This is a genomic window from Bradyrhizobium sp. Ghvi, from assembly GCF_900115265.1.
Classification (GTDB): domain Bacteria; phylum Pseudomonadota; class Alphaproteobacteria; order Rhizobiales; family Xanthobacteraceae; genus Bradyrhizobium.
The window spans coordinates 647,366-671,312 of record NZ_FOVU01000002.1 but is presented as its reverse complement, the minus strand read 5'-3'; the positions used below and the strand labels follow the sequence as shown (position 1 = coordinate 671,312).

Here is a 23,947-nt window from a genome sequence, read left to right as displayed (position 1 = left end):
GCGCGATATGCTACAATTCAATTAAGTCTATAAAGAATATGCGAGTTTATCATGAACACCCATGACCTCGTCGCCTTCGTCGCGGTGGTTGAGACCGGATCGATCGTCGCGGCCTCGACGCGTCTCAACCTCACCCAGCCGGGCGTGACGAGGCGCATCCAGAATCTGGAGGAGATGCTGGGCACGCAGTTGTTGGACCGCTTGTCGAAACCGCTGAAGCCGACGGCCGCGGGACACGAGGCCTATGAGCAGGGCCGCCGTTTGCTCAGAATGCTGGACGATCTGAAGGCCGGCGTTGCGAGCGACGGCGTGGTTCGCGGCGAGTTCAGACTTGGCCTCACGCCGTTTCTGTCGGAGGCCGGGCTCAGTGCACCGCTGGATGCGGTGCGTGCCGAATTTCCTGCGCTGAGCGTGCGCGTCGTCTCGGGCTGGTCACCCAACCAGGTCGAGCGGGTCAGCCGTAACGAGCTGGATGCCGCCGCGATCTGCCTGCCCGACGGGGCGGCGCCGCCCGCTGATCTCGTCGCTGACGATCTCGGGGCGCAGCCCGTGGTGTTCGTCGTCGCGCGCGACACGAAGATTCCGCGCGCTGTAGATCTCGAGCGCCTGTCGCAGCTCCCATGGGTGATCAACCAGGACGGCTGCGGATTCCGCGACACGCTCAAGCGCCGCTTCGATGCCGAGCATTTGCCGTTCACGGTCGCGGTGGAGGCGCTCGACAGCGAGCTTCGCCTGTCGCTCGTGGCGCGCGGCCTTGGCGTCGGCCTGGTGACGCCGCTCGCATTGAAGCGCAGCGCGTTTCGTAAGCAACTCAAGCCGGTCGCTGCTCGGGACTTCAATCCTGCCGTGCGGGCATGGCTGGTGCATCGTCCTCCGGCCGGGCGACTAGCCCGACCGATCAACCTGTTCCGCGAGGGCCTCGATCGGGAGCTGCAGGCTCTGATCCGCGCCTAGCGCAGCTTGCCGCGCGCCGCCACCGGCAGCGTGCCGATGATCTCCTCGCCGCGGACCATCAGGACCTCGTCCATCATGTTGACGACGACGCAGACGTGGTTCGGCACGATCCGCACGACATCCCCCACGTTCGGCCGGGTGTTGCTGCGGGAGAGATCGAGGAAGCCGTGCTCCTCGGCGAACTTCGCGATCTTGGCTTCGGGGTGCTCCAGGATCAGGCCGTGGCCGTCGAGGCCGCCGGTGTCGGTCGTGAGCGTCTTGGAGCCGGCATCCAGAATGCCGCGCTCGGGCGCGGCGCGGCTCACCACGGTCGAATAGATGTGCAGGGCGCAATCGTCCCAGGTCGCGACGCCGGCCGCGACCTGCATGCGGTCGTTGTAGATGTAGGTGCCGAAGCGATGCTCGGTGCCGCCCTTGAGCTTGCCGATATTGATGAGGTTCGGCGTGCCGCCGGTCGAGACGATCTTGGCATTCAGCCCGTGCGCGCGCACGCCGGCCAGCGCTTCGTCGTAGAACTTCTGTGCGTCAGCCCATCCGCCCTCGGTCGGATAGAGCATGAAGCCGGCGAATTCGAGCCCGTTCGAGCCGGCAATCTCGCGCGCCAGCGCGATCGCTTCCGCCGGCGTCTCGACGCCGGCACGCTTGCGGCCCGTGTCGCATTCGACCACGACCGAGAGGGGGCGGCCCGACGCAGCGGCGGCCTTCGGCAGGCCGGCAACGACCGTCGAATTGTCGGCGGCGACCGTGATGTTGGTTTTGGCATTCAGCGCGCCGAGGCGCGCCATCTTCTCCTCGCCAAGCAGGTTGTAGCTGATCAGGATGTCGTCGATGCCGGCATTGGCCATGATCTCGGCCTCGCCGATCTTCTGGCAGGTGATACCTTTCGCGCCGGCCGCGACCTGCATCTTCGCCAGGGTCGGGTTCTTGTGCGTCTTGATGTGCGGCCGGTTGGCGATTCCGGCATCGTCGCAGGCCTTCTGGATCCGCGCAATGTTGCGCTCGACCCGGTCCATGTCGATGACGGCGCAGGGCGTGCCGTATTCACGTGCGATTTTTGCGGCGAGAGTGGTTGTCATGATTAGGCCTGCTCTATTTCTTCGCGAAGCATTTCAAGTTCGAGCCAGCGCTCTTCGGCTGCGGACAGTTCCTCATGCGCTTTGGCGATAGCAGCGGACGTGTCGTCGAATTTCTTGCGATCCCTGGCATAGAGATTCGGATCATCCAGCACGTGCTGCAGCTTTGTAATGTCGGCCTGCAGCGTCTCCATCTTCTTCGGCAGCGTTTCCAGCGCGTGCTTCTCGTTGAAGCTCAACTTGCGCTTCGGCGCGGAGACGGGAGCAGCGATGCGCTCTTCTTTCTTCTCCGCCGGGACCTGCGTCTTCACCGTCTCGCGCTTCAAATCGGCGCCGCGCTGCGCCAGCATGTCGCTGTAGCCGCCGGCATATTCGATCCACTTGCCGTTTCCTTCGGGCGCGATCACTGACGTGACGACGCGGTCGAGGAAGTCGCGGTCGTGGCTGATCAGGATGACCGTGCCCTCGTAGTCGCCGAGCATCTCCTCGAGCACGTCGAGGGTTTCGAGATCGAGATCGTTGGTGGGTTCGTCCAACACGAGCAGGTTCGAGGGTTTGGCCAGCGCGCGCGCCAGCATCAACCGGCCGCGCTCCCCGCCGGACAGAACTTCCAGCGGCGTTCCGCGCTGCTCCTGTGCAAACAGAAAGTCCTTCATGTAGCCGACGACGTGCTTCGGCTTGCCGCCGACCATGACGTGGTCGCCGCGACCGCCGGTCAGGGCTTCCGCCAGCGTTGATTTGGGGTCGAGACTTTCGCGGTGCTGGTCGAGCGTCGCCATCTCCAGATTGGCGCCGAGCCGCAACGTCCCGGAATCCGGCTGCGTTGCGCCAGTGAGGAGATTGACTAGCGTGGTCTTGCCGGCGCCGTTCGGGCCGATGATGCCGAGCCGGTCGCCGCGCTGGATGCGGGTCGAAAAATTGTCGACGATCACGCGGTCGCCATAGGCCTTGGTGATGCCCTTCGCCTCGATCACCAGCTTGCCGGATTGCTCGGCCTCGGCCGCGGCGAGACTGGCAGCGCCGGCCGTGCCGCGGTAGTTGCGGCGCTGGTCGCGCAGCGCATGCAGATTGGCGAGCCGCTTGACGTTGCGCTTGCGCCGTCCGGAAACGCCGTGACGCAGCCAATGCTCCTCGTCGACGATCTTGCGGTCGAGCTTGTGCTGGTCGCGTTCTTCCTCCGCCAGCACCTCGTCGCGCCAGCTCTCGAACGAGGCGAAGCCGCGGTCGATCTGCTTGATCTTGCCGCGGTCGAGCCAGGCGGTCGAACGCGAAAGATTGGTGAGGAAGCGGCGGTCGTGGCTGATGATGACAAGCGCGCTGCGACGGCTGTCCAGCTCCTGTTCCAGCCATTCGATGGTGGAGAGATCGAGATGGTTGGTCGGCTCGTCCAGTAGCAGGATGTCGGGCGAGGGTGCCAGCACATAGGCCAGCGCCGCGCGCCGCGCTTCGCCGCCGGAGAGGTTGTGCGGGTTCCCCTCTCCGGTGAGGCCAAGCTGCTCCAGCAGATAGCGCGCCTGGTGCTGGTCGTCGCCCGGCGCGAGCCCGGACTCGACATAGCTCAGCGTGGTCTTGTGCTCGCCGAAGTCCGGCTCCTGCGGTAGGTAACGAACGGTGGCGCCGGGTTGAACGAAGCGCGTGCCGCCGTCCGGCTCGACCAGGCCGGCCGCGATCTTCAGCAGCGTCGACTTGCCGGAGCCGTTGCGGCCGATCAGGCAGACGCGCTCGGATGGAGCGACATTGAGCTCGACGCCCGACAGCAGCGGCGTGCCGCCGAAGGTCAGCTTGATGTCTTTGAGTTGGATCAGCGGCGGTGCCATGACTAGCCTTGGCTCGTGGCGGCCTGGTCGGCGCGGCGGCGTTGGATCCGGCGCAGCGTCTGGTCGAGCGCCGAGAGGAAGGCGGAGCGGTCGCGCGGCGAGAACGATCTGGGGCCACCGGTGACTTCGCCGGCCGAGCGCAGATCGGTCATCAGATTGCGCACCGCCAGCGTCATGCCGATCGATTCTTCTGTGAACGGCTTGCCGTTCGGCGCGATTACCTCGGCGCCCGCTTTTACGCAGCGGCTCGCCAACGGAATGTCCGACGTGACGACCACGTCGCCGGGCCTTGCCCGCTCGGCAATCCAGTCGTCGGCGGCGTCCATGCCGGAGCCGGCGGCGATACGCTCGATCAGCCGGTCCTGTGGCACGCGGATGAAGTTACCGGCGACGACGCTCACGGGCACGCCATGGCGGAGCGCGACGCGATAGATTTCGTCCTTCACCGGGCAGGCGTCGGCATCGACATAGATGCGGGTGGGGGTGTCAGTCATTCGCCGCGTGGTAACCCATTCGGGCCGCAAAGGCGAGGGGATTGACCGATGTTCCCCGGGGCCTACGATTGGGTCGAAACAACAAGAATACGGGAAAAGATGACCCATGCCGAACCGGCTCGAAACCTGGCGCGTCGAGGCCTACAACACCGCAAAGCAGTCCGAAAACAAGATGCATGACGACACGGTGGCGCGCCGGTTCGGCTTTTCCGGCGGGCTGGTCCCCGGTGTCGACGTGTTCGCCTACATGATGCACGTGCCGCTGGCCCGCTGGGGCCGCGATTTCCTCAGCCACGGGCTGATCGAGGCCCGCTTCATCAAGCCGGTCTATGATGCCGAAACGGCTGATGTGGATGCAACCGAGCACAATGGGCAGCTCACGATCGAGGTGTTCAGTCGCACCGAGCTCTGCGCCACGGGGACCGCGTCGCTGCCGGCGGCAGCGCCAGCGGTCTCATTGGGCGACTATGTCGAGACCTCTGCGGTGACCGAGCGCAAGCCGGTCAGCCCTGAGATCTTCGGGGTCGGCAAATGGCTCGGCACGGCGCCGCGCCGCTGGGCCGGGCAGGCGGCGGCCGACTATCTTGCCGACATCAGGGAGACCGACCCGATCTTCGCGCGCGAGGGGCTCGGTCATCCCGGCCTGATTCAGCGTGTGATGAACCGCGTGCTGGTCGACAACACCATTCTGGGCCCATGGATCCACGTCGGCAGTCGCATGCAGCTCTTGTCAGCTGCGCGCACCGGCGACGAGATCACCGCGCGAGCAAAAGTTACAGCGAATTACGAGAAGAAAGGCCACCGTTTCGTCGAGCTCGACGCACTCGTCGTCGCCAACGGTACGACGCCGTTGGCGCACTGCCAGCACATCGCGATCTACCAGCCGCGCGAGCAGGAGGCGGCGTAGCTGGGAGCGGCACAGCGCTTCCACAAATTCGCTGTCATTCCCGCGAAGGCGGGGAATCCAGTACGCCGCGGCTCTCAGTCAATCACGACCCTCTCGGAGTGCTGGATCGCCCGTTCAAGGCCGGGCGATGACAGCAGTGTTGTGGAGGCAGACGTGCGCCCCTTACGCCGCCTTTGTCTTCGCGTCCTGGATCGCGTGCCACACCCGCTCCGGGGTCAGCGGCATATCGATGTGCTTGATGCCGAAGTCGGAGAGCGCATCGAGCACCGCATTCACCACCGTCGACAGGCTGCCGGCGCAGCCGGCTTCGCCGCAGCCCTTGCTGCCGAGCGGGTTGGTCGTGGCCGGCACCGGATGGTCGCCGACCGTCATGTTAGGCACGTCCCCGGCGCGCGGCAGGGCGTAGTCCATCAGCGAGCCCGTGATCGGCTGGCCGCTCTCGTCGTAGCGGATGTGCTCCATAAGCGCCTGGCCGATGCCCTGCACGACACCGCCATGGAGCTGGCCCGCGACCAGCATCGGGTTGATCACCGTGCCGAAGTCGTTGACCGCGCTGTAACGCACGATCTCCACCACGCCGGTCTCCGGATCGATCTCCACCTCGGCGACGTGGCAGCCGTTCGGGAAGGCCGACGGCACCGGCTCGCTGGTGTGGTCGACGTCGAGTGAGTCAGGCACGCCATCAGGCACCTTGCCGTCATGCAAGCGCCGGGCGAGCTCCATGATGTCGATGCTGCGATCGGTGCCGGCGATCGTAAAGCTGCCGCCTTCGAACTCGATGTCGGCCTCGGACGCCTCCAGCATATGCGCGGCGGCCCGCTTGCCCTTCTCGATGACGAGCTTGGAGGCCTCAACGATCGCCATGCCGCTCGCAGTGATCGAGCGCGAACCGCCGGTGCCGTTGCCGGCGTGGACGATATCGCTGTCGCCCTGCACGAGCTTGACGCTCTCGAAGGGAACGCCGAGCTGCGCACACAGCACCTGGGCGAAGGGCGTGGCGTGGCCCTGGCCATAGTCGAGCGTGCCGGTGATCAGCTGCACGGTGCCATCGGGATCGAACACGATCTTGCCGAGCTCGGGGCTCGGCGGCGCGGTGACCTCCAGGTACGAGCCGACCGCGATGCCGCGCAGCTTGCCGGCCTTCTTGCTCTCCTTCTTGCGCTTGGCGAAGTTCTCATGGTCGGAGATCTCGAGCGCCTTGTTGAACACGGCCTGGAAATCGCCGCTGTCATAGGTAACGCCGGAGGAGGCCGCGAACGGCATCTGGTTCGCCTTGATGAAATTGCGCTTGCGCAACGTCAGGCGGTTGATGCCCATCTCGTCGGCGGCGCGGTCGATCAGCCGCTCCATGTAGTAGTTGGCCTCAGGCCGGCCGGCGCCGCGATAGGCGCCCATCAGCGTGGTGTTGGTCAGCACCGTCTTGATGTCGACCGCCATCAGGGGCGTGCGGTAGACGCTGGAAAAATTCTTGCCGGTGTTGAGCGAGAGCGGGCTCGGCGCAACGCCGGTGATGTAGGCGCCGAGATTGCCGTAGCCGGAGAGCCTGGCCGCGAGAAAATGCCCTTCGGCGTCGAGCGCGAGCTCGGCATGGATCTTCTGCGCGCGGCCGTGGCTGTCGGAGAGGAAGCTGGTCGAGCGCTCGTCAGTCCATTTCACCGGGCGTCCCAACGCCTTCGCTGCGTACAGGATGCACATGTATTCGGGGTAGTTGACGTTCTTCATGCCGAAGGAGCCGCCGACATTGGCGGTGAGGATGCGCACCTTCTCGTTCGGCACCTTCAGGTTCTTGGCGAGATTGGCGCGGTTGCCCGCGACGCCCTGCGTCGGCATCTGGATGGTGTATCGCTCGGTCTTCTTGTCGTAGGAGGCGAGTCCGACGCGCGGCTCCATCGAGACCACGGCGACGCGAGTGTTCTCGATGTTCATCCTGGTGACATGGGCGGCGCTGGCAAAGGCCGCGTTGACCTTGTCCGTGTCGCCATAATGATAGTCGAGCGCGACATTGTTCGGGATGTGGTCATAGAGCTGCGGCGCGCCGGGCTTGGCGGCTTCCTCGGGGTCGGTCACCGCCGGTAGCGGCTCGATGTCGAGTTCCACCGCCTCGGCTGCGTCGCGCGCCTGGGCCAGAGTCTCCGCCACCACGAAGGCGACGGGATCGCCGACGAAGCGGACCTTGTCGGTCGCCAGCGGCTTCCGGTTGGTCTGAAGCAGGGGCGAGCCGTCGCGGCTCTTCAGCGGCAGGCCGCAGGTGAAAGGGCCATAGCCGGCGGCATCGAGGTCCTTGCCGGTCCAAACCCCCAGCACGCCTGGCATGGCCTTGGCGGCGTCGACCCCGATGCCGCGGATTACGCCATGGGCATGGGTCGAGCGGACAATCACGGCGTAGGCTTGGCCGGGCAGGTTGAAATCGTCGGTGTAGCGGCCCTTGCCGCGCACCAGCGTGTCGTCCTCCTTGCGGCGGACCGGTTGCCCGACGCCATATTTTTGCAGTGCAATAGCGTTTTCGAGCGTGGACGATTTGGTGTGTTCTTGCATGGAATCGACCTGAAAAGCCGGCAATGGCGCGATTTCGCGGGGCGCGTGGAGGGGGCCGGACCCCCTTGAGATAGCCCACGGACCCGTTCACGACAACGCACGAATGGGCATGGTCCCATGTGATGCGTTGTTGCGCAGGCCTGCCGCGCTGCTAATGTTTCGGGCGAAAAAGCAATTCCTGACCGGCCCCGGCGGCCTCGGAAAGACAGTTTGTATGAATGACCACACGCGGCTCCGCGACGGCCATGGGCCGCACGGTGAGCTGGAGGGGTCGATGGCGGCGGTGGCGTTGGTCACTGGGCCTGGCGTCCCCATGCAGGCGCCGGGAAACGGCGTCTATGCGGCGCTCGACCTCGGCACCAACAATTGCCGCCTGCTGATCGCCTGTCCGACCCACGATGGCTTTCGCGTGGTCGATTCCTTCTCGCGCATCATCCGACTCGGTGAGGGCGTCTCGGCCACGGGGAACATCAGCGAGGCCGCGATCGATCGCGCCATCGCCGCGCTCAGCATATGTCGCGACAAGATCAATTTGCGCAAGGCGAAGCGGCTGCGGCTGATCGCGACCGAAGCCTGCCGTGCGGCGTCGAATGCGGAAGATTTCCGCAGCCGCGTCGCGGCCGAGACCGGCATCGAGCTCGAAGTGATCGACCGCGAGACGGAAGCCTCGCTCGCCATGCTCGGCTGCTCGCCGCTGGTTGATCCCAGGGGGCGCGGCGCCATCCTGTTCGATATCGGCGGCGGCTCGACCGAGCTGGTGCGGATCGAGCGCGACGCGCAAAATCCGGATCCGCGCATCAGGGCGTGGATGTCGATCCCGTTTGGCGTCGTGACGCTCGCCGAGCAGTTCGGCGGCCGCGACGTGACACCGGAGATCTATGCCGCGATGGAGCGCGAAGTAGCACACCATGTCACGCCCTTCGCGGAACAGCATGGCCGCGATCTCGCCGACATGCATCTGCTCGGCACGTCAGGCACGGTGACCACGCTCGCCGGCATCCATCTCAACCTCCCGCGTTACGACCGCCGCCGCATCGACAGCATCTGGATGAACGATGCCGACATCACCGCGACCATCAAAAAGCTGCTCGGCATGAGCTATGAGGAGCGTGCCAACAACAGCTGCATCAGCGTCGAACGTGCCGATCTCGTGTTGGCCGGCTGCGCCATCCTCGATGCGATCAGGCGCGCGTTCCCGCTGCCGCGGCTGCGCGTCGCCGACCGCGGCCTGCGCGAGGGCATGCTGGTCGAGATGATGCGCGAGGACGGCGCACTCAGGAGCTGGTGAGATGGCGAAAGACACCACCGGCCGCCTGCACGTCCAGGTCAAGACCGGCGGCAAGCGCAAGTTGTCGTCGAAGCTCTGGCTGGAGCGGCAGCTCAACGATCCCTATGTCGCCAAGGCCAAGGCGGCCGGCTATCGCTCGCGCGCGGCATTCAAGCTCCTGGAGATGGACGACAAGTTCCGGCTGCTGAAGCCAGGCATGGCCGTGGTCGATCTCGGCGCTGCGCCCGGCGGCTGGAGCCAGATCGCTGCCAAGCGCGTCGGCTCGACGGAAGGCAAGGGCAAGGTCGTGGCGATCGACCTTTTGGAGATGCCCGAGATTCCCGGCGTCGATTTCGCGCAGCTCGATTTCATGGATAATGACGCGCCGGAAAAACTTACCGCGATGCTCGGCGGTGGCGCCGACGTGGTCATGTCCGACATGGCCGCCAACACTACAGGCCATCGCAAAACCGACCAGCTCCGCATCGTCGGCCTGGTGGAGACGGCGGCGGCGTTTGCTTGCGACGTGCTCAAGCCCGGCGGCACGTTCCTGGCCAAGACGTTCCAGAGCGGCGCCGATGCCGATCTGCTCGCCCAGCTCAAGCGCGACTTCGCCACCGTGCGCCATGTCAAGCCCGCAGCGAGCCGGCAGGATTCCTCGGAACGCTACGTGCTGGCGACGGGATTTCGCGGCGGAGCCAGGAGCGAGGCTTAGGCGGAGCGCGGGTCTCAGCCTCAGAACCCGTACTTCATCGCCCCGCGCACCCGCTGGCTCTCGATGCCGCTCGCGGAGCTCGTCAGGAGATATTCGAGATCGAGGCTGAGGGAGTTGCCGACCTCTGCCCGCAATCCGAGCCCACCGGTGAGCGTGTCGCGCGCTGTAGACGTGCCTGAGACTGTGTAGTTGGAGCTCAAGCCGACCAGATCGACATAGTTCAGGCCCTGCACGTAGCCGCCGTCGAAGGCGTGCCGCCATTCCGCGCGGGTGGTCGGCGTCAGCACGCCCCAGTTCTGCAGGATCGGGTAGGCGAAGCGTGCACCGAGCACGCTGGCGATGCTGGTCGTGTTCATCTTGTCGTAGCTCAGCGCCGACATGCCTGAGGAGGGCGCTCGCCTGCTGGATGAGGGCGCCGATCTGGTGATTGCAGCGAAGCTTTCGTCGGACGAGGTCGTCTGGAAGATCGAGGCTTTCCTCGCGCCGGAAGTCGCCGACGGCGCGTTCACGCTCGAAGAGGTGTTCGGGCGGGACCGCATCGACGAATTCCAGGAGCTGTTTGCAGACAGTCTGCTGGAGCTGGACCGCACGCTGGCGCGAAGCGATTTGGCTCCGAAGGAGCTCGTTGGCATCGCCCACCGCATCAAGGGCAGTGCAGCCAATCTGCGCATGTCGGAGCTTGCAGCGAGCGCCGATGACGCGATGATTGCCGCGCGCACCGTGCTCGCGGGGCTTCGCGATCGGGACGACGCCGTCAATGCGCTGCGCAGGCAGATCGATCTGGTGTTGAGAGAGCAGGGCGGGCGCGGCGCACCGGCAAGCGCGGCCGGCACAGTTGAGCTTGGGGAAGGCGATGTCGATCAGCGTGCTCGTGGTTGAAGATGCGCCGGATATCCGGCTGATGCTGACCTCGTTCCTGACGGGGGAGGGCATGACCGTTCATGGCGCCGCGACCGGCGCGGAGCTGCTCGGCAGATTGGCCACGTTGAGGCCGGACATCGTCCTGCTCGACATCAACCTGCCGGATGCCGACGGCATTGCGCTGGCTCGCGAGCTGCGGCTCGGCGAGCAATGTGGCCTGATCTTCGTCACCAGCCGGGATTCCGAGGCCGACGTGCTTTCCGGGCTTGATGCTGGCGGAGACGACTACGTCTCCAAGCCGATCAATTTGCGCACGCTCCTGGCCCGCATCCGCAGCGTCGTGCGGCGGACCAAGGAAAAGATCGTCACCTTCGACGGCTGGATTCTCGATCCGGTTCGGCGGGAGCTGTTTCGTCCCGACGGAAGCATGGTCAAATTGACGTCAGGGGAGTTCAACATCCTCGTTGCCCTGGCGTCCCACATGACGCAGCCGCTGAGCCGTGATTTCCTGCTCGACGTCATCTCGAACCGCGATCCTCGCGAGATCAGCGAGCACACGGTCGACAATCTCATCGTGCGGCTGCGCCGCAAGATGCAGCTCGATGGCGCGCCCGCGCCGATCGCGACGGTGCGCGGCGTCGGTTATGCCCTGGTGCCGCAGCAGTTGTAGCCGTCTACCCCAGCCGCTGGTCCCGCACGTCCTGGGTATCTTCAGTCGCCGTCTTGACGGCGGCGTTGGCCGCACCCTTGCCCGCGCCCTTGCGGCTTGCGATCTCCACCGCCTTGCGGCCGGAGATCTCGTGGCCGGCGTCGCGGGGCATCTGCCAGAAGAACCAGCTCGATGCCGCCGAGGTCAGCGCGACCACGACGAAGGCGGGCGCGAACACCGTGGCGTCGATCTCGCTGACATGGCTGACCCACATGGTCGTCTCGACGCAAGCTGCACCGACCGCGACGCCGGCGGAGACTGCGAGCTGCTGGTTGACGCTGACGAGCGTGGTGGCGCGGCTCATCTGCGGACTCTCGACGTCGGCATAGGCGACCGTGTTGATCGCGGTGAACTCGAGTGAGCGGAAGAAGCCGCCGACCACCAGGATCACCATGATGATCAGAAGCGGTGTCGTCACCGTGAACAGCGCGCAGACGCCGAGGAAGAACGCGCTGATGATCGCGTTCACAGTCATCAGGTTACGGAAGCCGAAGGTGCGGATCAGGCGTGCAGCCAGCGTCTTCATGCCCATCGCTCCGAGCGAGGAAGCGAAGGTGACGAGGCCGGAATGGAACGGCGACAGCCCGAAGCCGATCTGCATCAAGAGCGGGAGCAGGAAGGGCAGCGCGCCGATGCCGAGCCGGAACATGAAGCCGCCGAACACCGCCGCGCGGAGCGTCGGCAGCTTCAGCAGCGAGAAGTCCAGCACCGGCGAGCCCGTGCGGCGCGCGTGCAGGACATACAGCGTCATCGAGATCGCCCCGCCGAGAACGAGAGCCGCCACCGTGCTCCAGGGCAGGAGGTTGAGGCCGGCGACGGAAAGGCCGAACGCGATGCCGGCAAGCCCCAGGCCTGCGAGCACCATGCCGTAGAGATCGAACTTCTCCTGCGTCTCGCTCTTGATCGGATCGATGAAGCGCAGCGCCATGAAAATGCCGAGCAGGCCGATCGGAATGTTGATCAGGAAGATCCAGTGCCACGACGCGTAGGTGGTGATGAAGCCGCCAAGCGGCGGTCCGATCACGGGACCGATCAGGGCAGGGACCGTCACCCAGGCCATGGCGTTGACCAGTGCGCTCTTGTCGACGGAGCGGAGCAGCACGAGACGGCCGACGGGCGTCATCATCGCCCCGCCCATCCCTTGCAGGATGCGTGCGAACACGAAGTCGGTGACCGAGCCCGACAGCGCGCAGCCGACCGATCCGATCATGAACACGCCGACTGCGATCGCGAACACCATGCGCGCGCCGAACCTATCCGCGGTCCAGCCGCTCGCCGGGATGAACACCGCGAGCGACAAGAGGTAGGAGGTGATCGCGAGCTTCAGCGTCAGCGGGCTAGTGCCGATGTCGGCCGCGATCGCCGGCAGCGAGGTGGCGATCACGGTCGAGTCCATGTTCTCCATGAAGAGAGCGGTGGCCACGATCAGCGGAATGATGCGTTGCTTGTCGACCATGAGGGATTGGTAACGGAAATGGGGCGGAGAGGGCGAGGATTGCGGCTTATCACCGCCGCTGGCGTCGGACCATTGCGGATCGACGCATAGCACCCAGATGATGGGCTCGCTCTTTCAGTCATTCCGGGGCGCGGCGCTTGGCGCGAACCCGTTTCGCCGGGGAATACCGGGCGGGTGCCCGCCGCCAGCCTTTTCCCGCGGAATTTACCTAAAAAAGCCTGTGCATGGCTGGCCAGCGGCCCGATTTGCTTTGATTCGTCACGCGGCCGTGCTATCGACCCGCGTCAACCCCACCGATGGGCTCCGATTCTCAAGGCGATGCCGCAAGGTACGCCGAGGGCGGCGCTCATCCATCGTCATTTGCGGCAGGGCCGCAGGAAGGAGTTGGCATATGGCCACGGTGCAACTTCAGGGCATCCGCGAAGCCTTTACGTTCGACGACGTGCTATTGAAGCCGGGCCTGTCCGACGTCATGCCGGGCGAGGTCGACATCCGTTCCCGCGTCACCCGCGCCATCCCGCTCAACATTCCGATCATGGCCTCGGCCATGGATACGGTCACCGAAGCCCGCATGGCGATCGCCATGGCGCAGGCCGGCGGCCTCGGCGTCATCCACCGCAATTTCGATCCCGAAGGCCAGGCCGCCCAGGTCCGGCAGGTCAAGCGCTATGAGTCGGGCATGGTGGTGAACCCGCTCACCATCAGCCCCGAGGCCTCGCTCGACGATGCACTCAAGCTGATGAGCGATCACGGCATCTCCGGCATTCCCGTCGTCACCGGCGCCAGCAAGAATACGCCCGGCAAGCTGGTCGGCATCCTCACCAACCGCGACGTGCGCTTTGCCACCGACCGCCGGCAAAAAGTCTCCGAACTGATGACGCATGAAGGCCTCGTCACGGTGCGCGAGAATGTCAGCCAGGACGAAGCGCGGCGGATGTTGCATCAACATCGGATCGAGAAGCTGCTGGTCGTCGACGACCAGTATCGCTGCGTCGGTTTGATCACCGTCAAGGACATGGAGAAGGCGGTCGCCCATCCGCTCGCCTGCAAGGATGCGCAAGGCCGCCTGCGCGTTGCCGCCGCCACCACGGTCGGCGACACGGGCTTCGAGCGCACCGAACGGCTGATCGATGCCGGCGTCGACCTGGTCGTTGTCGACACCGCGCACGGCCATTCCCGCCATGTGCTGCATGCGGTGAACCGCATCAAGCGTCTCTCCAACTCGGTACAGGTTGTCGCCGGCAACGTCGCGACCACGGACGGCGCGCAGGCGCTGATCGATGCGGGCGCGGACTGCATCAAGGTCGGCATCGGCCCGGGCTCGATCTGCACCACGCGCATCGTCGCGGGCGTCGGCGTGCCCCAGCTCACCGCGATCATGGATGCAGTCGAGGCTGCCAAGAAGTCCGACATTCCCGTGATCGCCGACGGCGGCATCAAGTTCTCCGGCGACCTCGCCAAGGCGCTCGCCGCCGGCGCCGACATTGCGATGGTCGGCTCGCTGCTCGCGGGAACCGACGAAACCCCCGGCGAAGTTTTCCTGTGGCAGGGCCGCTCCTACAAGGCCTATCGCGGCATGGGCTCCGTCGGCGCAATGGCGCGCGGCTCGGCCGACCGCTACTTCCAGCAGGACATCAAGGATTCGCTCAAGCTCGTGCCCGAGGGCATCGAGGGCCAGGTGCCTTACAAGGGGCCGGTCGGCAACGTCATGCACCAGCTCGCTGGTGGCTTGCGCGCCGCGATGGGCTATGTCGGTGCCAAGGACATGAAGGAGCTGCACGAGAAGGCGCAGTTCGTCCGCATCACCGGCGCGGGCCTGCGCGAAAGCCACGTCCACGACGTGACCATCACGCGCGAGAGCCCGAACTATCCGGGCGGGGGTTAGCTACTCACGGCCTCAGGCCGCGCGCACGGCCTCGAGAAATTTCCCGACCTCGAGCTTGAGGCGGCTCGAATCCGAGGCCAGCAATTGGGCAGCGGTCAGCACCTGGGACGAGGCTGAGCCGGTTTCGCTGGCGCCCTGCTGGACGTCGTTGATGTTGGCAGAAACCTGCTGAGTGCCGTGCGCGGCCTGCTGCACGTTTCGCGCGATCTCCTGCGTGGCTGCGCCCTGTTCCTCGACGGCTGCGGCAATCGTCGAGGAGATTTCCGACAGTCGCTCGATCGTCTCGCTGATCGCCTTGATGGCGCCGACGGATTCCTGCGTCGCCGCCTGCACGCTTCCGATCTGCTGCTGGATTTCCTCGGTCGCTTTCGCGGTCTGCTGCGCCAGCGCCTTCACCTCCGAGGCAACCACCGCGAAGCCGCGGCCGGCATCGCCGGCGCGCGCAGCCTCGATGGTCGCGTTCAGCGCCAAGAGGTTGGTCTGGCCTGCGATCGAGTTGATGAGCTCGATGACGTCGCCGATCCGGCTTGCGGCCACTGACAATTCCCCGACACGATCATTGGTGCGGCGGGCCTGCTCGACCGCATCGCCGGCCACGCGCGCGGATTCCTGAACCTGCCGGCTGATTTCGTTGACCGACGAGGTGAGCTCTTCGGTCGCGGTCGCAACCGATTGCACATTGGCAGATGCCTCTTCGGACGCCGCGGCGACGGCCGTCGTCAGTGTCTGCGAGCGATCGGCCGTGGTGTTCAGAGTACCGGCCGAACCTTCGAGCTCGGTCGCTGCTGACGACACGGTGCTGACGATCTCGCCGATCACGGTCTCGAAATCGCGCGTGATGACGTTGACGCGACGGCCGCGCTCGATCTGCGCTTCGGCGTTACGGGCCGCATCCTCGTCGGCGAGCTTTTTCGCAACCAGCGCATCCTTGAAGATCTGCAGCGCGCTGGCCATGGTGCCGATCTCGTCCTTGCGATGCCCGTCGGGAATTGCGACGTCGAGTTCGCCGTCGGCAAGCCGCAGTGTCGCGCCGGTCAGCCGCACCAGCGGGCCGATCACCTGGCGCATCACGGCGACGACGACGGCGACAGAGGCGATCAGCACGACCAGCAGGGCGGCAAGCGCCCAGATCAACCGCGTCTGCGCCTGCGCGATCGCCGTGTCGTTGGCCTCGTGGGCAAAGGTAAGGGCGGCATCGCGCAAGCCCAGCACGCTGTTCAGGACGGGAGCGAGCCAGCGCGGCCATTCGGCCTCGCTGATCGGGCTGGGACGACCCTCGCGGGCGGCAGCGACCAGTTCCTGAAACCGCGGTTCGCCTTCGCTCATCAGCTTCGTGCGCACCTGATTGGCGACGTTCACGAGCACAGGCGCATCGCCGGCATTGTGAACTCCCTGCTCGATCTGGGTCCAGATCAGCGCGACCTGCCCCGTCAATTCAGTCACCTCGACGCGCTGAGCTGCCGAGAGGGGCTGGTTGCGGGCGAAAAGGCCGAGCACGGCGGCACGCGCGCCGTTGATCGTGCGCATGCTTTGCGCGCTCTGCGCTAGCGCCGCCGACGGCAGCAGGTTCTCGATGTCGCTGCCGGTGCGCGACAGGCTGATCAAGGCTTCGCTCGTCGCAGCCGTAAGCGCGTCGACGGAACGCGCAAGGCCATCCACGATCGCCGTTTGACTATCGGCGGGGCGTTGCGATTTGGGCAGGGCCGCGGCCTCGCGTCCGGCGCTACGGGTCTTTTGCAAGATTTGCTCGGCCGCTTCGACCGATCGCGTCGGCAGCTCCGCCGCGCGAATGGCCGCCTTGGCCGCACCGATGGCGGCGTCCGTGTTGGCGATGGTCTTGTCGAGCGCCGACAGCTTCTCGGGCGTCGCTGGATCGGCGGGAGTCGCGGCCGCGTACCAGGCGGTGCGCTCGACCGGAATGAGGCTGTTAGCCTTCATCACCAGTTCAAACGCGGTCAGCGAGCGGGCGGCCGCCTCCCGTTTGCGCAGGTCGCCCCATCCGCCCCAGGCGACTGCGCCGGCGAAGGCGACAGCCAAAAGGCTCGTGATCAGATTGCCGGCGAGAACACGCCAGCGCAGGCTGAGCCCGCCCGTCGCGCCGGTCTTGGAGGAAGGTTCAGACGGCAGGGCAAGCTCAGGCACGAAATGGACTCTTCGTTCATGGGAGGCCCCTACAATTCTAGATCGCAAAGGCGACCAAAGCCTTAATTGACCGAGGGTTTGCTTCGTGACGCCGCTCCTCCTAAATCATGCCGACAACCAATCCGGAGGAACCATCATGACCCAAGCAAAACGCATCGTTCTCGCCGCACGCCCCGTCGGGGAGCCCAAGCCGTCCGATTTTCGTCTCGAGGAATTCGCGATTCCCTCGGCCGGGGCGGGTGAAGTCCTGCTGCGCACGGTCTGGCTGTCGCTCGATCCCTATATGCGCGGGCGCATGAGCGAGGGGCCGTCCTATGCCGCGCCGGTGCCGGTCGGCGGTGTGATGGAAGGCGAGGCGGTGTGTGAGGTCGCGGCCTCCAACCATCCCGATGTCGCGGTCGGCGACATCGTTCGTGCACGTAGCGGTTGGCAGACGCATGCGATCTCGAACGGCAAGGGCCTCATCAAGGTCGATCCCAAGCTCGGCCCGATCTCGACCTCGATCGGTGTGCTGGGCATGCCCGGCATGACCGCGTATACGGGCCTGCTCGACATCGGCAAGCCGCAAGCCGGCGAGACCGTAGTCGTCGCCGGCGCCTCAGGAGCTGTCGGCTCGGCCGTCGGCCAGATCGCGAAGATCAAGGGTGCACGGGCGGTTGGCATCGCCGGCGGCAAGGACAAATGCGACTACGTGGTGAAGGAGCTCGGCTTCGACGCCTGCATCGATCACCGCGATCCAGATCTTGCGGCCAAGCTGAAGGATGCCTGCCCGAAAGGCATCGACGTCTATTTCGAGAATGTCGGCGGCGCCGTGTTCGAAGCGGTCTTCCCGCTGCTCAATCCCTTCGCGCGCGTGCCGGTCTGCGGCCTGATCGCCCACTACAACGACACCGAGGCCAAGCCGCCGAAATGGGCCGCTGCGATGATGCGCAACATCCTCACCAAGCGGCTGACCTTCCGCGGCTTCATCGTCTCCGACTTTGCCTCGCGCCATGGCGACTTCCTGCGCGACATGTCGACCTGGGTCCGCGATGGCAAGGTGAAGTACAAGGAGTTCGTCACCGATGGCCTGGAGAGCGCCCCGGCTGCCTTCATCGGGCTGCTGAAGGGGGCCAATTTCGGCAAGCAGCTGGTCCGGGTCGGGCCGGACAAGGCTTAAATTCCAAGGCCTGCTGCGTCTCCGGCAGGCCTGGAGCGCCATTCAGTTGCTCCGACGCCACGTCCCGGGCGTCAATGGTTAACAAAGAGTCACCGATCGGCCACACTCGCCCCTAAAGGGCGGAGTGTGAACGAGGGTTGATTGACGTCCGGGCGAAGGCATTGAATCATCGCGCATATTTTAGGTGCTGCGATGTTAGAGATCAGTATTTTCTGCGTCATCCTTCTGGCTGCCGGCTATTGGGTGGCCATGTATGTCATGGGGCGTCACGACGACGTCATTCACGGCAAGTTCGTGCACAACGAGGAGGAGGGCGAGTTCGCAGCCCCCGCCATGCCGACGCCGCCGCCGCGTTTTCCCAATCGTCCGCGCAAGACGGCCGAGCCCGCGAAAATTGTACCGGCCGGTGAGGAGACGCCTACAGCGGTCACCAGCGAAGCGCTCCAATCATTACTCGCTGCGATCCAGCAGGACCTCAAGAGCGTCGCTTGAGCGGCGCGGCTAGACGCTGCCGCGTTCGAGCAGGAACAGACCGACGGCCAGCTGCTGCTCGGCAGGGGATGCGCCGGACAGTCGCGCCAGAAGCAGTTCGCCCGCTATGCGGCCGACCGCGGCGGCATCGAACGAGATGGTCGTGAGACCGGGCGTGATCTGATCGGCGACGTCGTTGTCGCCGAAGCCGAGCACGGCAAGATCGCGTGGCACTGACAAACCGCGGGTGCGGGCTTCGATCAATGCGCCGGTTGCAAGCAAATCGTTAGCGCAGAACACGGCATCGACGCGATCGCCGCCCTCGAGTAGGGCGGTGAATGCGGCGCGGCCATCGGCTAGCCCTTTGATCTCGCCGACCCCGATTTCCCGGACAATCTGCAGTCCGAGCGCGGCGGCTGCCGTGCGAAACCCCTCGCGGCGGAGCGCGCCGCGGCCGCCGTTGCGGCCGATGAAGGCCACGCGGCGGTGTCCGGCCCCGGCCAGCCGGCGTGCCGCCATCGCCCCGGCGTCCACATTGGAGAGGCCGACCAGCATGTCGATGGGATCGCGCGGAAACGCCCAGGTCTCGATCACGGGAATGCCGAGCTCGGCCAGCGCGGCGCGATTCCCCTCGAGCTCGATCACGCCGGTGAACATCACGGCCGCCGGGCGAAGCCCGCGTAGCGATTGGATCATCGCAACCTCCTTCGCATAGGAGTAGGAGGTCTGGCCGACCAGCACCTCGAAGCCCTCGGGCTCCAGCGTGGCGGCGAGGCTGCGGACTGCGAGGCCAAACTGCTGGCTAAGGATGTTGGACACGAAGGCGACGACCACGTTCGACCGGCCCGAGCGCAGCGCGCGCGCATGCGGGTTGGACGCGTAGCCGGTCGCCTCGATCACTTCGAGGATGCGCTCGCGCGTCTCGCGATTGACCTTCTCGGGGTGGCGCAGCACCCGCGACACCGTGATCGGCGAGACACCCGCGCGCTCGGCGACCTCCTCGATGCGCGGCGGCCGTCCGGTCGCACTGCTGCGGCCCGGCGGCGCCGGAATGCGCATCACATCGTCATAGCTTGGCTTTCCCGGATCGGTCATCGATTCCCAAGTTAGTCGAAGTCGGTGGGTCTCCAAAGCTCAGCGCGTCACCTCCTCGCGCGAGAGCGCGCGGCCGACCTGGACCAGGCAGTCGCCGCTCTGGCTGTCGGTGTGCAGGCGTTGTGAGATCACGATGCCGTCGGCGGGGAAGCGCAGCACCTCTTCCGCCAGCTCCGGGCGTTCGAAATCATGGTACCAGCCGGCGACGTCGCCGGCCTTCACCCGTGCGCCGACGCTGACCGCCGGTTCGAACCAGCCGCGGCGTGTCGCGAACACCGCCTGCGCGTGACTTTGCAGTGCCAGGAGTTCGGTGACGCGCTCGATCGGAGCATGAGGCCCGAGGACCGGCGCCTGAACCAGACCGAGGGCGAGCAACAGGTGATCGACCGCGCGCGCGGTCAGGGCCATGGTCTGCGGTGTAACGGTGCCGCCGCCGCCGAATTCGCCCGACAGGCCAATCGCGCCCGCGCGTGCGGCCGCGGCCATCGAGGTCGGCGCGGCCGCGCCGTTCTCGGCGACGAAGGCGAACGGCATCCCCAAGCCCTCCATCAGGCGCAGTGCATGGCCGAACATCTCCGGCGGTCCTTGCCGCTCGATCAGCGCGCAGGGCACGTGTGCCATCGACGTGCCGCCGGAGTGGATGTCGAAGACGACGTCATGCCGCGGAAACAGCTCATGTTCGAGGAAGTGCGCGAGCCGAAATGTCGGTGTTCCCGAGGCATCGCCGGGGAACGCGCGGTTGAGATTGCCCTCGTCGAGCGGCGAGCGGCGGCGCGCCGCCATCACGGCGGGCAAGTTGGCAAAGGGCAGAATGGTGATCTCGCCTTTGATCGCGGCAGCATCGAGCCGGCGATACAGCCGCGTCAGCGTGATCTCGCCCTCGTACTCGTCGCCGTGATTGCCTGCCATCAGCAACAGTTTCGGCCCCGAGCCGTTCTTGATCCGGAAGATCGGGATCTTGAGCTGATAGTAGGGAGAGCGATCGATCGAGAAGGGAATGCCGAGATGGCCGGACCATTTCTGGTCGGTCTCGAAGTTGATGTCGTGGAAAAGTCCGGTATGCATGGCTTGCCTCGAGGCCGCGTCGTCGCCGACGCCGGTCGAAAGTTGAAGAATGAGCGGCGCCTTAGAGCAGCGCGACCGCGGTCATCTCGACGCGTAAATCGGGATCGGCGAGGCGGGCCTCGACACAGGCGCGCGCCGGCGGATTAGCCGGATCGATCCCGGCATCGTACACCGAGTTCATGGTTTCGAAGTCGGTGATGTGCGGCAGGAAGACGTTGACCGCGATGAGTCTGGAGCGGTCGGAGCCGGCCTCTTTCAACAGCGCCTCGATCTTGGCGAGCACCTGCTGCGTTTGCGACACGATGCCGGCCTTGCGATCATCTGCGACTTGGCCTGCGATGTGCACCATGCCGCCAGCCGCGACAGCCTGGCTCATGCGGGAGCCAACGACATAACGTTTGATCATCTCGAATTCTCCTGATGAAGGCGGCTCCCGCGAAGATCGCGGGAGCCGGTCGGAAACTCACAGCGTCGGCAGCGTCTGCTCTTCCTTGAACCATTTCAATTGCAGCGTGCCGAGCTTGCCGTTGAGCTTGTTGGTGAAAATGTCGGTGTTGATCCAGTTGAGCAGGTTCTGCTCGCCCTGGCGCACGCCGATATGGGCGGGCGACTGGCGGATCAGGAATTTCAGCTCAATCTCCTTGCCCGGGTTCTGCTCCTGCGCCTTGATCGCGATGGCGCTGTTTTCGGCAAAGGTATCGGCTTGTCCTGCGAGGAATGCGGCGAGCGCGGCCGGAGTGTCCTCGAAACGCACTAGTTTGACCTTCGGCGCATTGTCGGTGAGCCAGACGTCGAGCGTCGTGCCCTTGGCCACCGCGACGGTGCGCCCGTCGAGATTGTCGGGCTTCTTGCTGGTCGCGGCAGGGATCGATTTGGGTCCGTAGACGCCGAGATTCACGACGGCATAGGGCTGCGAGAACATCACCTGCTGGGCGCGCTCCGGCGTGGCGCCGAGGCCGGCGATCAGCATGTCGATCTTGTCGGAGAGCAGGCTCGGGATTCGCGCGGCGCCCGTCACGGGGACGAGCTCGAGCTTGACGCCGAGGTCGGCGGCGATCAGGTTCGCAAGATCGACGTCAAGGCCGGTGATCTCGCCCTTGCCGTCCTTGAAGCCCCAGGGCGCAGCATCGGTCAGGATGCCGACGCGCAACTTGCCCGCCCCGAGCACGTCCTGAAGCTTATCGGCCTGCGCGAGAGTGGGAACTGCGAGCACGGCAAGCGCCGTCGCTGCGATCGCTAAGAGGGACTTCAATGGTCTCATGATGGTCTCCTGGTGGCGGACGGGTGGTTGATCATTTCGCGGAAGCGATGAAGCTTGCGAGCTCGGGAGTCTCGGGGTTTGCGAACAGTTTTGCCGGCGAGCCCTGTTCCCAGACGCGGCCCTGATGCATGAAAACGATGCGGTCGGCGACGTTGCGGGCAAAGCCCATTTCGTGGGTGACGAGGATCATCGTCATCCCTTGCTTGGCCATTGCCTCCATCACCTTCAGCACTTCGCCGACGAGCTCGGGGTCGAGCGCGGAGGTCACCTCGTCGAACAGCATGAGGTGAGGGGCCATCGCGAGGCAGCGCGCGATGGCGACGCGCTGTTGCTGACCACCCGACAGCTGCTCCGGCCAGGCGTCGATCTTGTCGGCGAGGCCGACGCGAGCGAGCACATCCTCGGCCAGTGCGCGCGCCCTCGCTTTGTCGATGCGCCCGGTGAGGAGCGGCGCGAGCGTGATGTTGCGCTCGACCTTCAAATGCGGAAACAGGTTGAAGGCCTGGAAGACGATGCCCACGCGCTGACGGAATTTCTTCAGATCGGGCATCCTGGCATGGACGTGCCGGCCCTCGACGCGGATCTCGCCGGTGTCGACGCTCTCCAGCGCATTGATGCAACGGAGCAGCGTTGATTTGCCCGAGCCCGAGCGGCCGATGATGGTGACGATCTCGCCTTCCTCGACGTCGAGCGAGACGCCCTTGAGCACCTCGACCTTGCCGAATGTCTTGTGCACGTCGCGGATTTCAACGAGAGCCATCGAGGCGGGCCTCCAGGGAGCGGGACCAGAGCGTGAGCGGCAGGCACAGCGCGAAATAGATCGCCGCGACCAGTGCGTAGGTGAGCAGCGGCTGGAACGTCGCCGCACTCACCACTTGTCCGGCGCGGGCAAGCTCGACGAAACCGAGGATCGAGGCGAGCGAGGTGCCCTTGATGAGCTGCACCAGGAAACCCACGGTCGGCGGCAGCGAGAGCCGTAGCGCCTGTGGCGCGATGATGTGGCGGAACTGCTGCCAGGCGGAAAGGCCGAGGCAGGCGCCTGCCTCCCACTGCGCCTGCTTCACCGCCTCCAGACCGCCGCGCCAGATCTCGCCGAGGAAGGCCGCGGTGTAGAGCGTGTAGGCGACGGTCACCGCGAGGATCGCGGGCACCTGGATGCCGAGGAACACAGGCATGCCGAAATAGAAGAAGAACAACAGTCCGAGCAGCGGCACGCTTTGGATGGTCTGGATCAGCCCGGCCATGGCCCAGCGCAGGCCTGTGAAGCGACTGATGCGGCCCATCGCAAGGCCAAGCGCCAGCGGCGCGCCGAAGGCAATCGCGAGCACGACCAGCGCAATGGTCCAGCGCAGCGCCGCAAACAGCGAGACGAAGTCGATGAGGGTGAAGGATCGCATCGCTTGCAGCCTCAGCGCCTGCGCGGCCAGCGGAAGGCGGCCGTCGCGATGATCGCGAACAGCGCCTTGAAGCCCATCGCCATCGCGAAATAGACGACGCAGATCACGGCGTAGACCTCGAAGCTGCGATAGGTGCGGCTCTCGACGAAGCCTGCGACATGAAACAGCTCGTCGGCGGCGACCTGCGAGGCGAGGGACGTGCCGAGCAGCAGCAGCACGAACTGGCTGGTCACGGCGGGATAGGCGTTGCGCAGGGCCGGCGGCAGCACGATATGGCGGAACACCTGCCAGCCCGACAGCCCGAGACATTGTCCCGCTTCGAGCTGGTTTCGCGGAATGGAGTCGAGGCCGGCGCGGATGATCTCGACCGAATAGGCACCGAAATACAGTGACAGGGCTACGCAAGCGGCTTCGAACGCCGGAATCTTCAATCCGAAGGTCGGAAGGACGAAGAAGACGATGAAGATCTGGATCAGCGACGGCGTGTTGCGAAACAGCTCGATGTAGAAGCGTACCAGCCAGCGCAGCGGTGCGATGCGCCCCTTTAGCGCGAGGGCTCCGGCAACGCCGATCAGGAGTCCCGCCAGCGCAGAGATCACGGTCAGCTCGAGCGTGACGATGGCCCCGTCGACGAGCTGGTTCTGATAGCGCCAGAGCGGGAGGAAGTTCATCGTGCTCTTCGCT

23 protein-coding genes are annotated in these 23,947 nt (G+C 65.5%); 9 read left to right on the top strand and 14 right to left on the bottom strand.

All coding sequences use genetic code 11. The features are described from left to right. Positions 1–51: 51 nt before the first annotated feature. Positions 52–954 carry a LysR family transcriptional regulator gene (locus BM374_RS09980; RefSeq protein ID WP_092291390.1) on the top strand — a complete coding sequence of 301 codons (903 nt, stop codon included), beginning with the start codon at positions 52–54 and terminating at the stop codon, positions 952–954. On the opposite strand, the gene BM374_RS09975 is transcribed toward BM374_RS09980, so the two are convergent. The 3 genes from BM374_RS09975 to BM374_RS09965 are packed head-to-tail and all read right to left on the bottom strand — an operon-like array spanning position 951 to position 4,338. Then, positions 951–2,030, bottom strand: coding sequence for a D-TA family PLP-dependent enzyme (locus BM374_RS09975; protein WP_092291388.1), 1,080 nt, complete (start codon positions 2,028–2,030; stop codon positions 951–953). The two genes, BM374_RS09980 and BM374_RS09975, sit on opposite strands and share 4 nt — an antisense overlap. A 2-nt stretch (positions 2,031–2,032) precedes the next feature. Then, on the bottom strand, positions 2,033–3,844 hold the full coding sequence (locus BM374_RS09970) for an ABC-F family ATP-binding cassette domain-containing protein (protein WP_092291386.1): 1,812 nt from the start codon (positions 3,842–3,844) through the stop codon (positions 2,033–2,035). A 2-nt stretch (positions 3,845–3,846) separates the two neighbouring features. After that, positions 3,847–4,338 carry a YaiI/YqxD family protein gene (locus BM374_RS09965; RefSeq protein WP_092291384.1) on the bottom strand — a complete coding sequence of 164 codons (492 nt, stop codon included), beginning with the start codon at positions 4,336–4,338 and terminating at the stop codon, positions 3,847–3,849. Positions 4,339–4,444: 106 nt separating this feature from the next. On the opposite strand from BM374_RS09965, the gene BM374_RS09960 reads away from it, so the two are divergent. Further along, complete coding sequence (locus BM374_RS09960) at positions 4,445–5,245, top strand: hypothetical protein (protein ID WP_092291382.1); 801 nt, start codon at positions 4,445–4,447, stop codon at positions 5,243–5,245. A 162-nt stretch (positions 5,246–5,407) separates the two neighbouring features. Here the strand turns inward: BM374_RS09960 and BM374_RS09955 are convergent, their stop codons facing one another. Next, the gene (locus tag BM374_RS09955) at positions 5,408–7,780 is read right to left on the bottom strand and encodes a xanthine dehydrogenase family protein molybdopterin-binding subunit (protein WP_092291380.1); all 2,373 of its coding nucleotides are present in this window, start codon (positions 7,778–7,780) and stop codon (positions 5,408–5,410) included. 214 nt (positions 7,781–7,994) lie between these two features. On the opposite strand from BM374_RS09955, the gene BM374_RS09950 reads away from it, so the two are divergent. Together BM374_RS09950 and BM374_RS09945 are read left to right on the top strand one after the other, a co-directional pair. Next, positions 7,995–9,068 carry a Ppx/GppA phosphatase family protein gene (locus BM374_RS09950; protein WP_092291926.1) on the top strand — a complete coding sequence of 358 codons (1,074 nt, stop codon included), beginning with the start codon at positions 7,995–7,997 and terminating at the stop codon, positions 9,066–9,068. A gap of 1 nt (position 9,069) precedes the next feature. Next, positions 9,070–9,762, top strand: a complete 693-nt coding sequence (locus tag BM374_RS09945) for an RlmE family RNA methyltransferase (protein WP_092291378.1) — start codon at positions 9,070–9,072, stop codon at positions 9,760–9,762. A 20-nt stretch (positions 9,763–9,782) separates the two neighbouring features. Here BM374_RS09945 and BM374_RS38510 read toward each other — a convergent pair whose 3' ends face one another. Then, positions 9,783–10,142 carry an autotransporter outer membrane beta-barrel domain-containing protein gene (locus BM374_RS38510; RefSeq protein WP_177248197.1) on the bottom strand — a complete coding sequence of 120 codons (360 nt, stop codon included), beginning with the start codon at positions 10,140–10,142 and terminating at the stop codon, positions 9,783–9,785. Between BM374_RS38510 and BM374_RS38505 the strand changes: the two genes are divergently transcribed. Both BM374_RS38505 and BM374_RS09930 read left to right on the top strand, forming a co-directional pair. Beyond that, positions 10,141–10,641: an Hpt domain-containing protein gene (locus BM374_RS38505; RefSeq protein WP_177248196.1), complete on the top strand. Its 501-nt coding sequence runs from the start codon at positions 10,141–10,143 to the stop codon at positions 10,639–10,641. The genes BM374_RS38510 and BM374_RS38505 overlap by 2 nt on opposite strands. Continuing rightward, positions 10,616–11,293 carry a response regulator transcription factor gene (locus BM374_RS09930; protein WP_092291372.1) on the top strand — a complete coding sequence of 226 codons (678 nt, stop codon included), beginning with the start codon at positions 10,616–10,618 and terminating at the stop codon, positions 11,291–11,293. The genes BM374_RS38505 and BM374_RS09930 overlap by 26 nt, the downstream gene beginning before the upstream one ends. Before the next feature lie 4 nt (positions 11,294–11,297). Here BM374_RS09930 and BM374_RS09925 read toward each other — a convergent pair whose 3' ends face one another. Further along, a complete protein-coding gene (locus BM374_RS09925) occupies positions 11,298–12,788 on the bottom strand; it encodes an MFS transporter (protein WP_092291370.1) in 1,491 nt (496 codons plus the stop codon). A gap of 391 nt (positions 12,789–13,179) precedes the next feature. Here BM374_RS09925 and guaB point away from each other — a divergent pair, with 391 nt between their 5' ends. Continuing rightward, positions 13,180–14,673, top strand: a complete 1,494-nt coding sequence (gene guaB / locus BM374_RS09920) for an IMP dehydrogenase (RefSeq protein ID WP_092291368.1) — start codon at positions 13,180–13,182, stop codon at positions 14,671–14,673. A gap of 12 nt (positions 14,674–14,685) precedes the next feature. Here guaB and BM374_RS09915 read toward each other — a convergent pair whose 3' ends face one another. Further along, the gene (locus BM374_RS09915) at positions 14,686–16,815 is read right to left on the bottom strand and encodes a methyl-accepting chemotaxis protein (protein ID WP_092291366.1); all 2,130 of its coding nucleotides are present in this window, start codon (positions 16,813–16,815) and stop codon (positions 14,686–14,688) included. Positions 16,816–16,951: 136 nt separating this feature from the next. On the opposite strand from BM374_RS09915, the gene curA reads away from it, so the two are divergent. Both curA and BM374_RS09905 read left to right on the top strand, forming a co-directional pair. After that, positions 16,952–17,974 carry an NADPH-dependent curcumin/dihydrocurcumin reductase gene (curA, locus tag BM374_RS09910; RefSeq protein WP_092291924.1) on the top strand — a complete coding sequence of 341 codons (1,023 nt, stop codon included), beginning with the start codon at positions 16,952–16,954 and terminating at the stop codon, positions 17,972–17,974. A 192-nt stretch (positions 17,975–18,166) separates the two neighbouring features. Beyond that, positions 18,167–18,466, top strand: a complete 300-nt coding sequence (locus BM374_RS09905) for a hypothetical protein (protein WP_092291364.1) — start codon at positions 18,167–18,169, stop codon at positions 18,464–18,466. A gap of 9 nt (positions 18,467–18,475) precedes the next feature. On the opposite strand, the gene BM374_RS09900 is transcribed toward BM374_RS09905, so the two are convergent. The 7 genes from BM374_RS09900 to BM374_RS09870 all read right to left on the bottom strand — a co-directional run bounded on the left by BM374_RS09900 (position 18,476) and on the right by BM374_RS09870 (position 23,934). Beyond that, positions 18,476–19,540, bottom strand: coding sequence for a LacI family DNA-binding transcriptional regulator (locus BM374_RS09900; RefSeq protein WP_092291362.1), 1,065 nt, complete (start codon positions 19,538–19,540; stop codon positions 18,476–18,478). Positions 19,541–19,579: 39 nt separating this feature from the next. Continuing rightward, positions 19,580–20,605, bottom strand: a complete 1,026-nt coding sequence (locus BM374_RS09895) for a succinylglutamate desuccinylase/aspartoacylase family protein (protein ID WP_092291360.1) — start codon at positions 20,603–20,605, stop codon at positions 19,580–19,582. Between the two features lie 61 nt (positions 20,606–20,666). After that, entirely contained in the window at positions 20,667–21,011 is a 345-nt protein-coding gene (locus BM374_RS09890) for a RidA family protein (RefSeq protein WP_092291358.1), read from the bottom strand. A gap of 57 nt (positions 21,012–21,068) precedes the next feature. Further along, positions 21,069–21,866 (bottom strand): transporter substrate-binding domain-containing protein, encoded by a 798-nt coding sequence (locus BM374_RS09885; RefSeq protein ID WP_092291356.1) that lies wholly within the window; start codon positions 21,864–21,866, stop codon positions 21,069–21,071. Positions 21,867–21,897: 31 nt separating this feature from the next. Then, a complete protein-coding gene (locus tag BM374_RS09880; protein ID WP_092291354.1) occupies positions 21,898–22,626 on the bottom strand; it encodes an amino acid ABC transporter ATP-binding protein in 729 nt (242 codons plus the stop codon). Continuing rightward, positions 22,613–23,263, bottom strand: a complete 651-nt coding sequence (locus BM374_RS09875; RefSeq protein ID WP_092291352.1) for an amino acid ABC transporter permease — start codon at positions 23,261–23,263, stop codon at positions 22,613–22,615. Before BM374_RS09875 ends, BM374_RS09880 begins: the two co-directional genes overlap by 14 nt. An 11-nt stretch (positions 23,264–23,274) precedes the next feature. Beyond that, positions 23,275–23,934, bottom strand: a complete 660-nt coding sequence (locus BM374_RS09870; protein WP_092291350.1) for an amino acid ABC transporter permease — start codon at positions 23,932–23,934, stop codon at positions 23,275–23,277. Between the last annotated feature and the right edge of the window lie 13 nt (positions 23,935–23,947).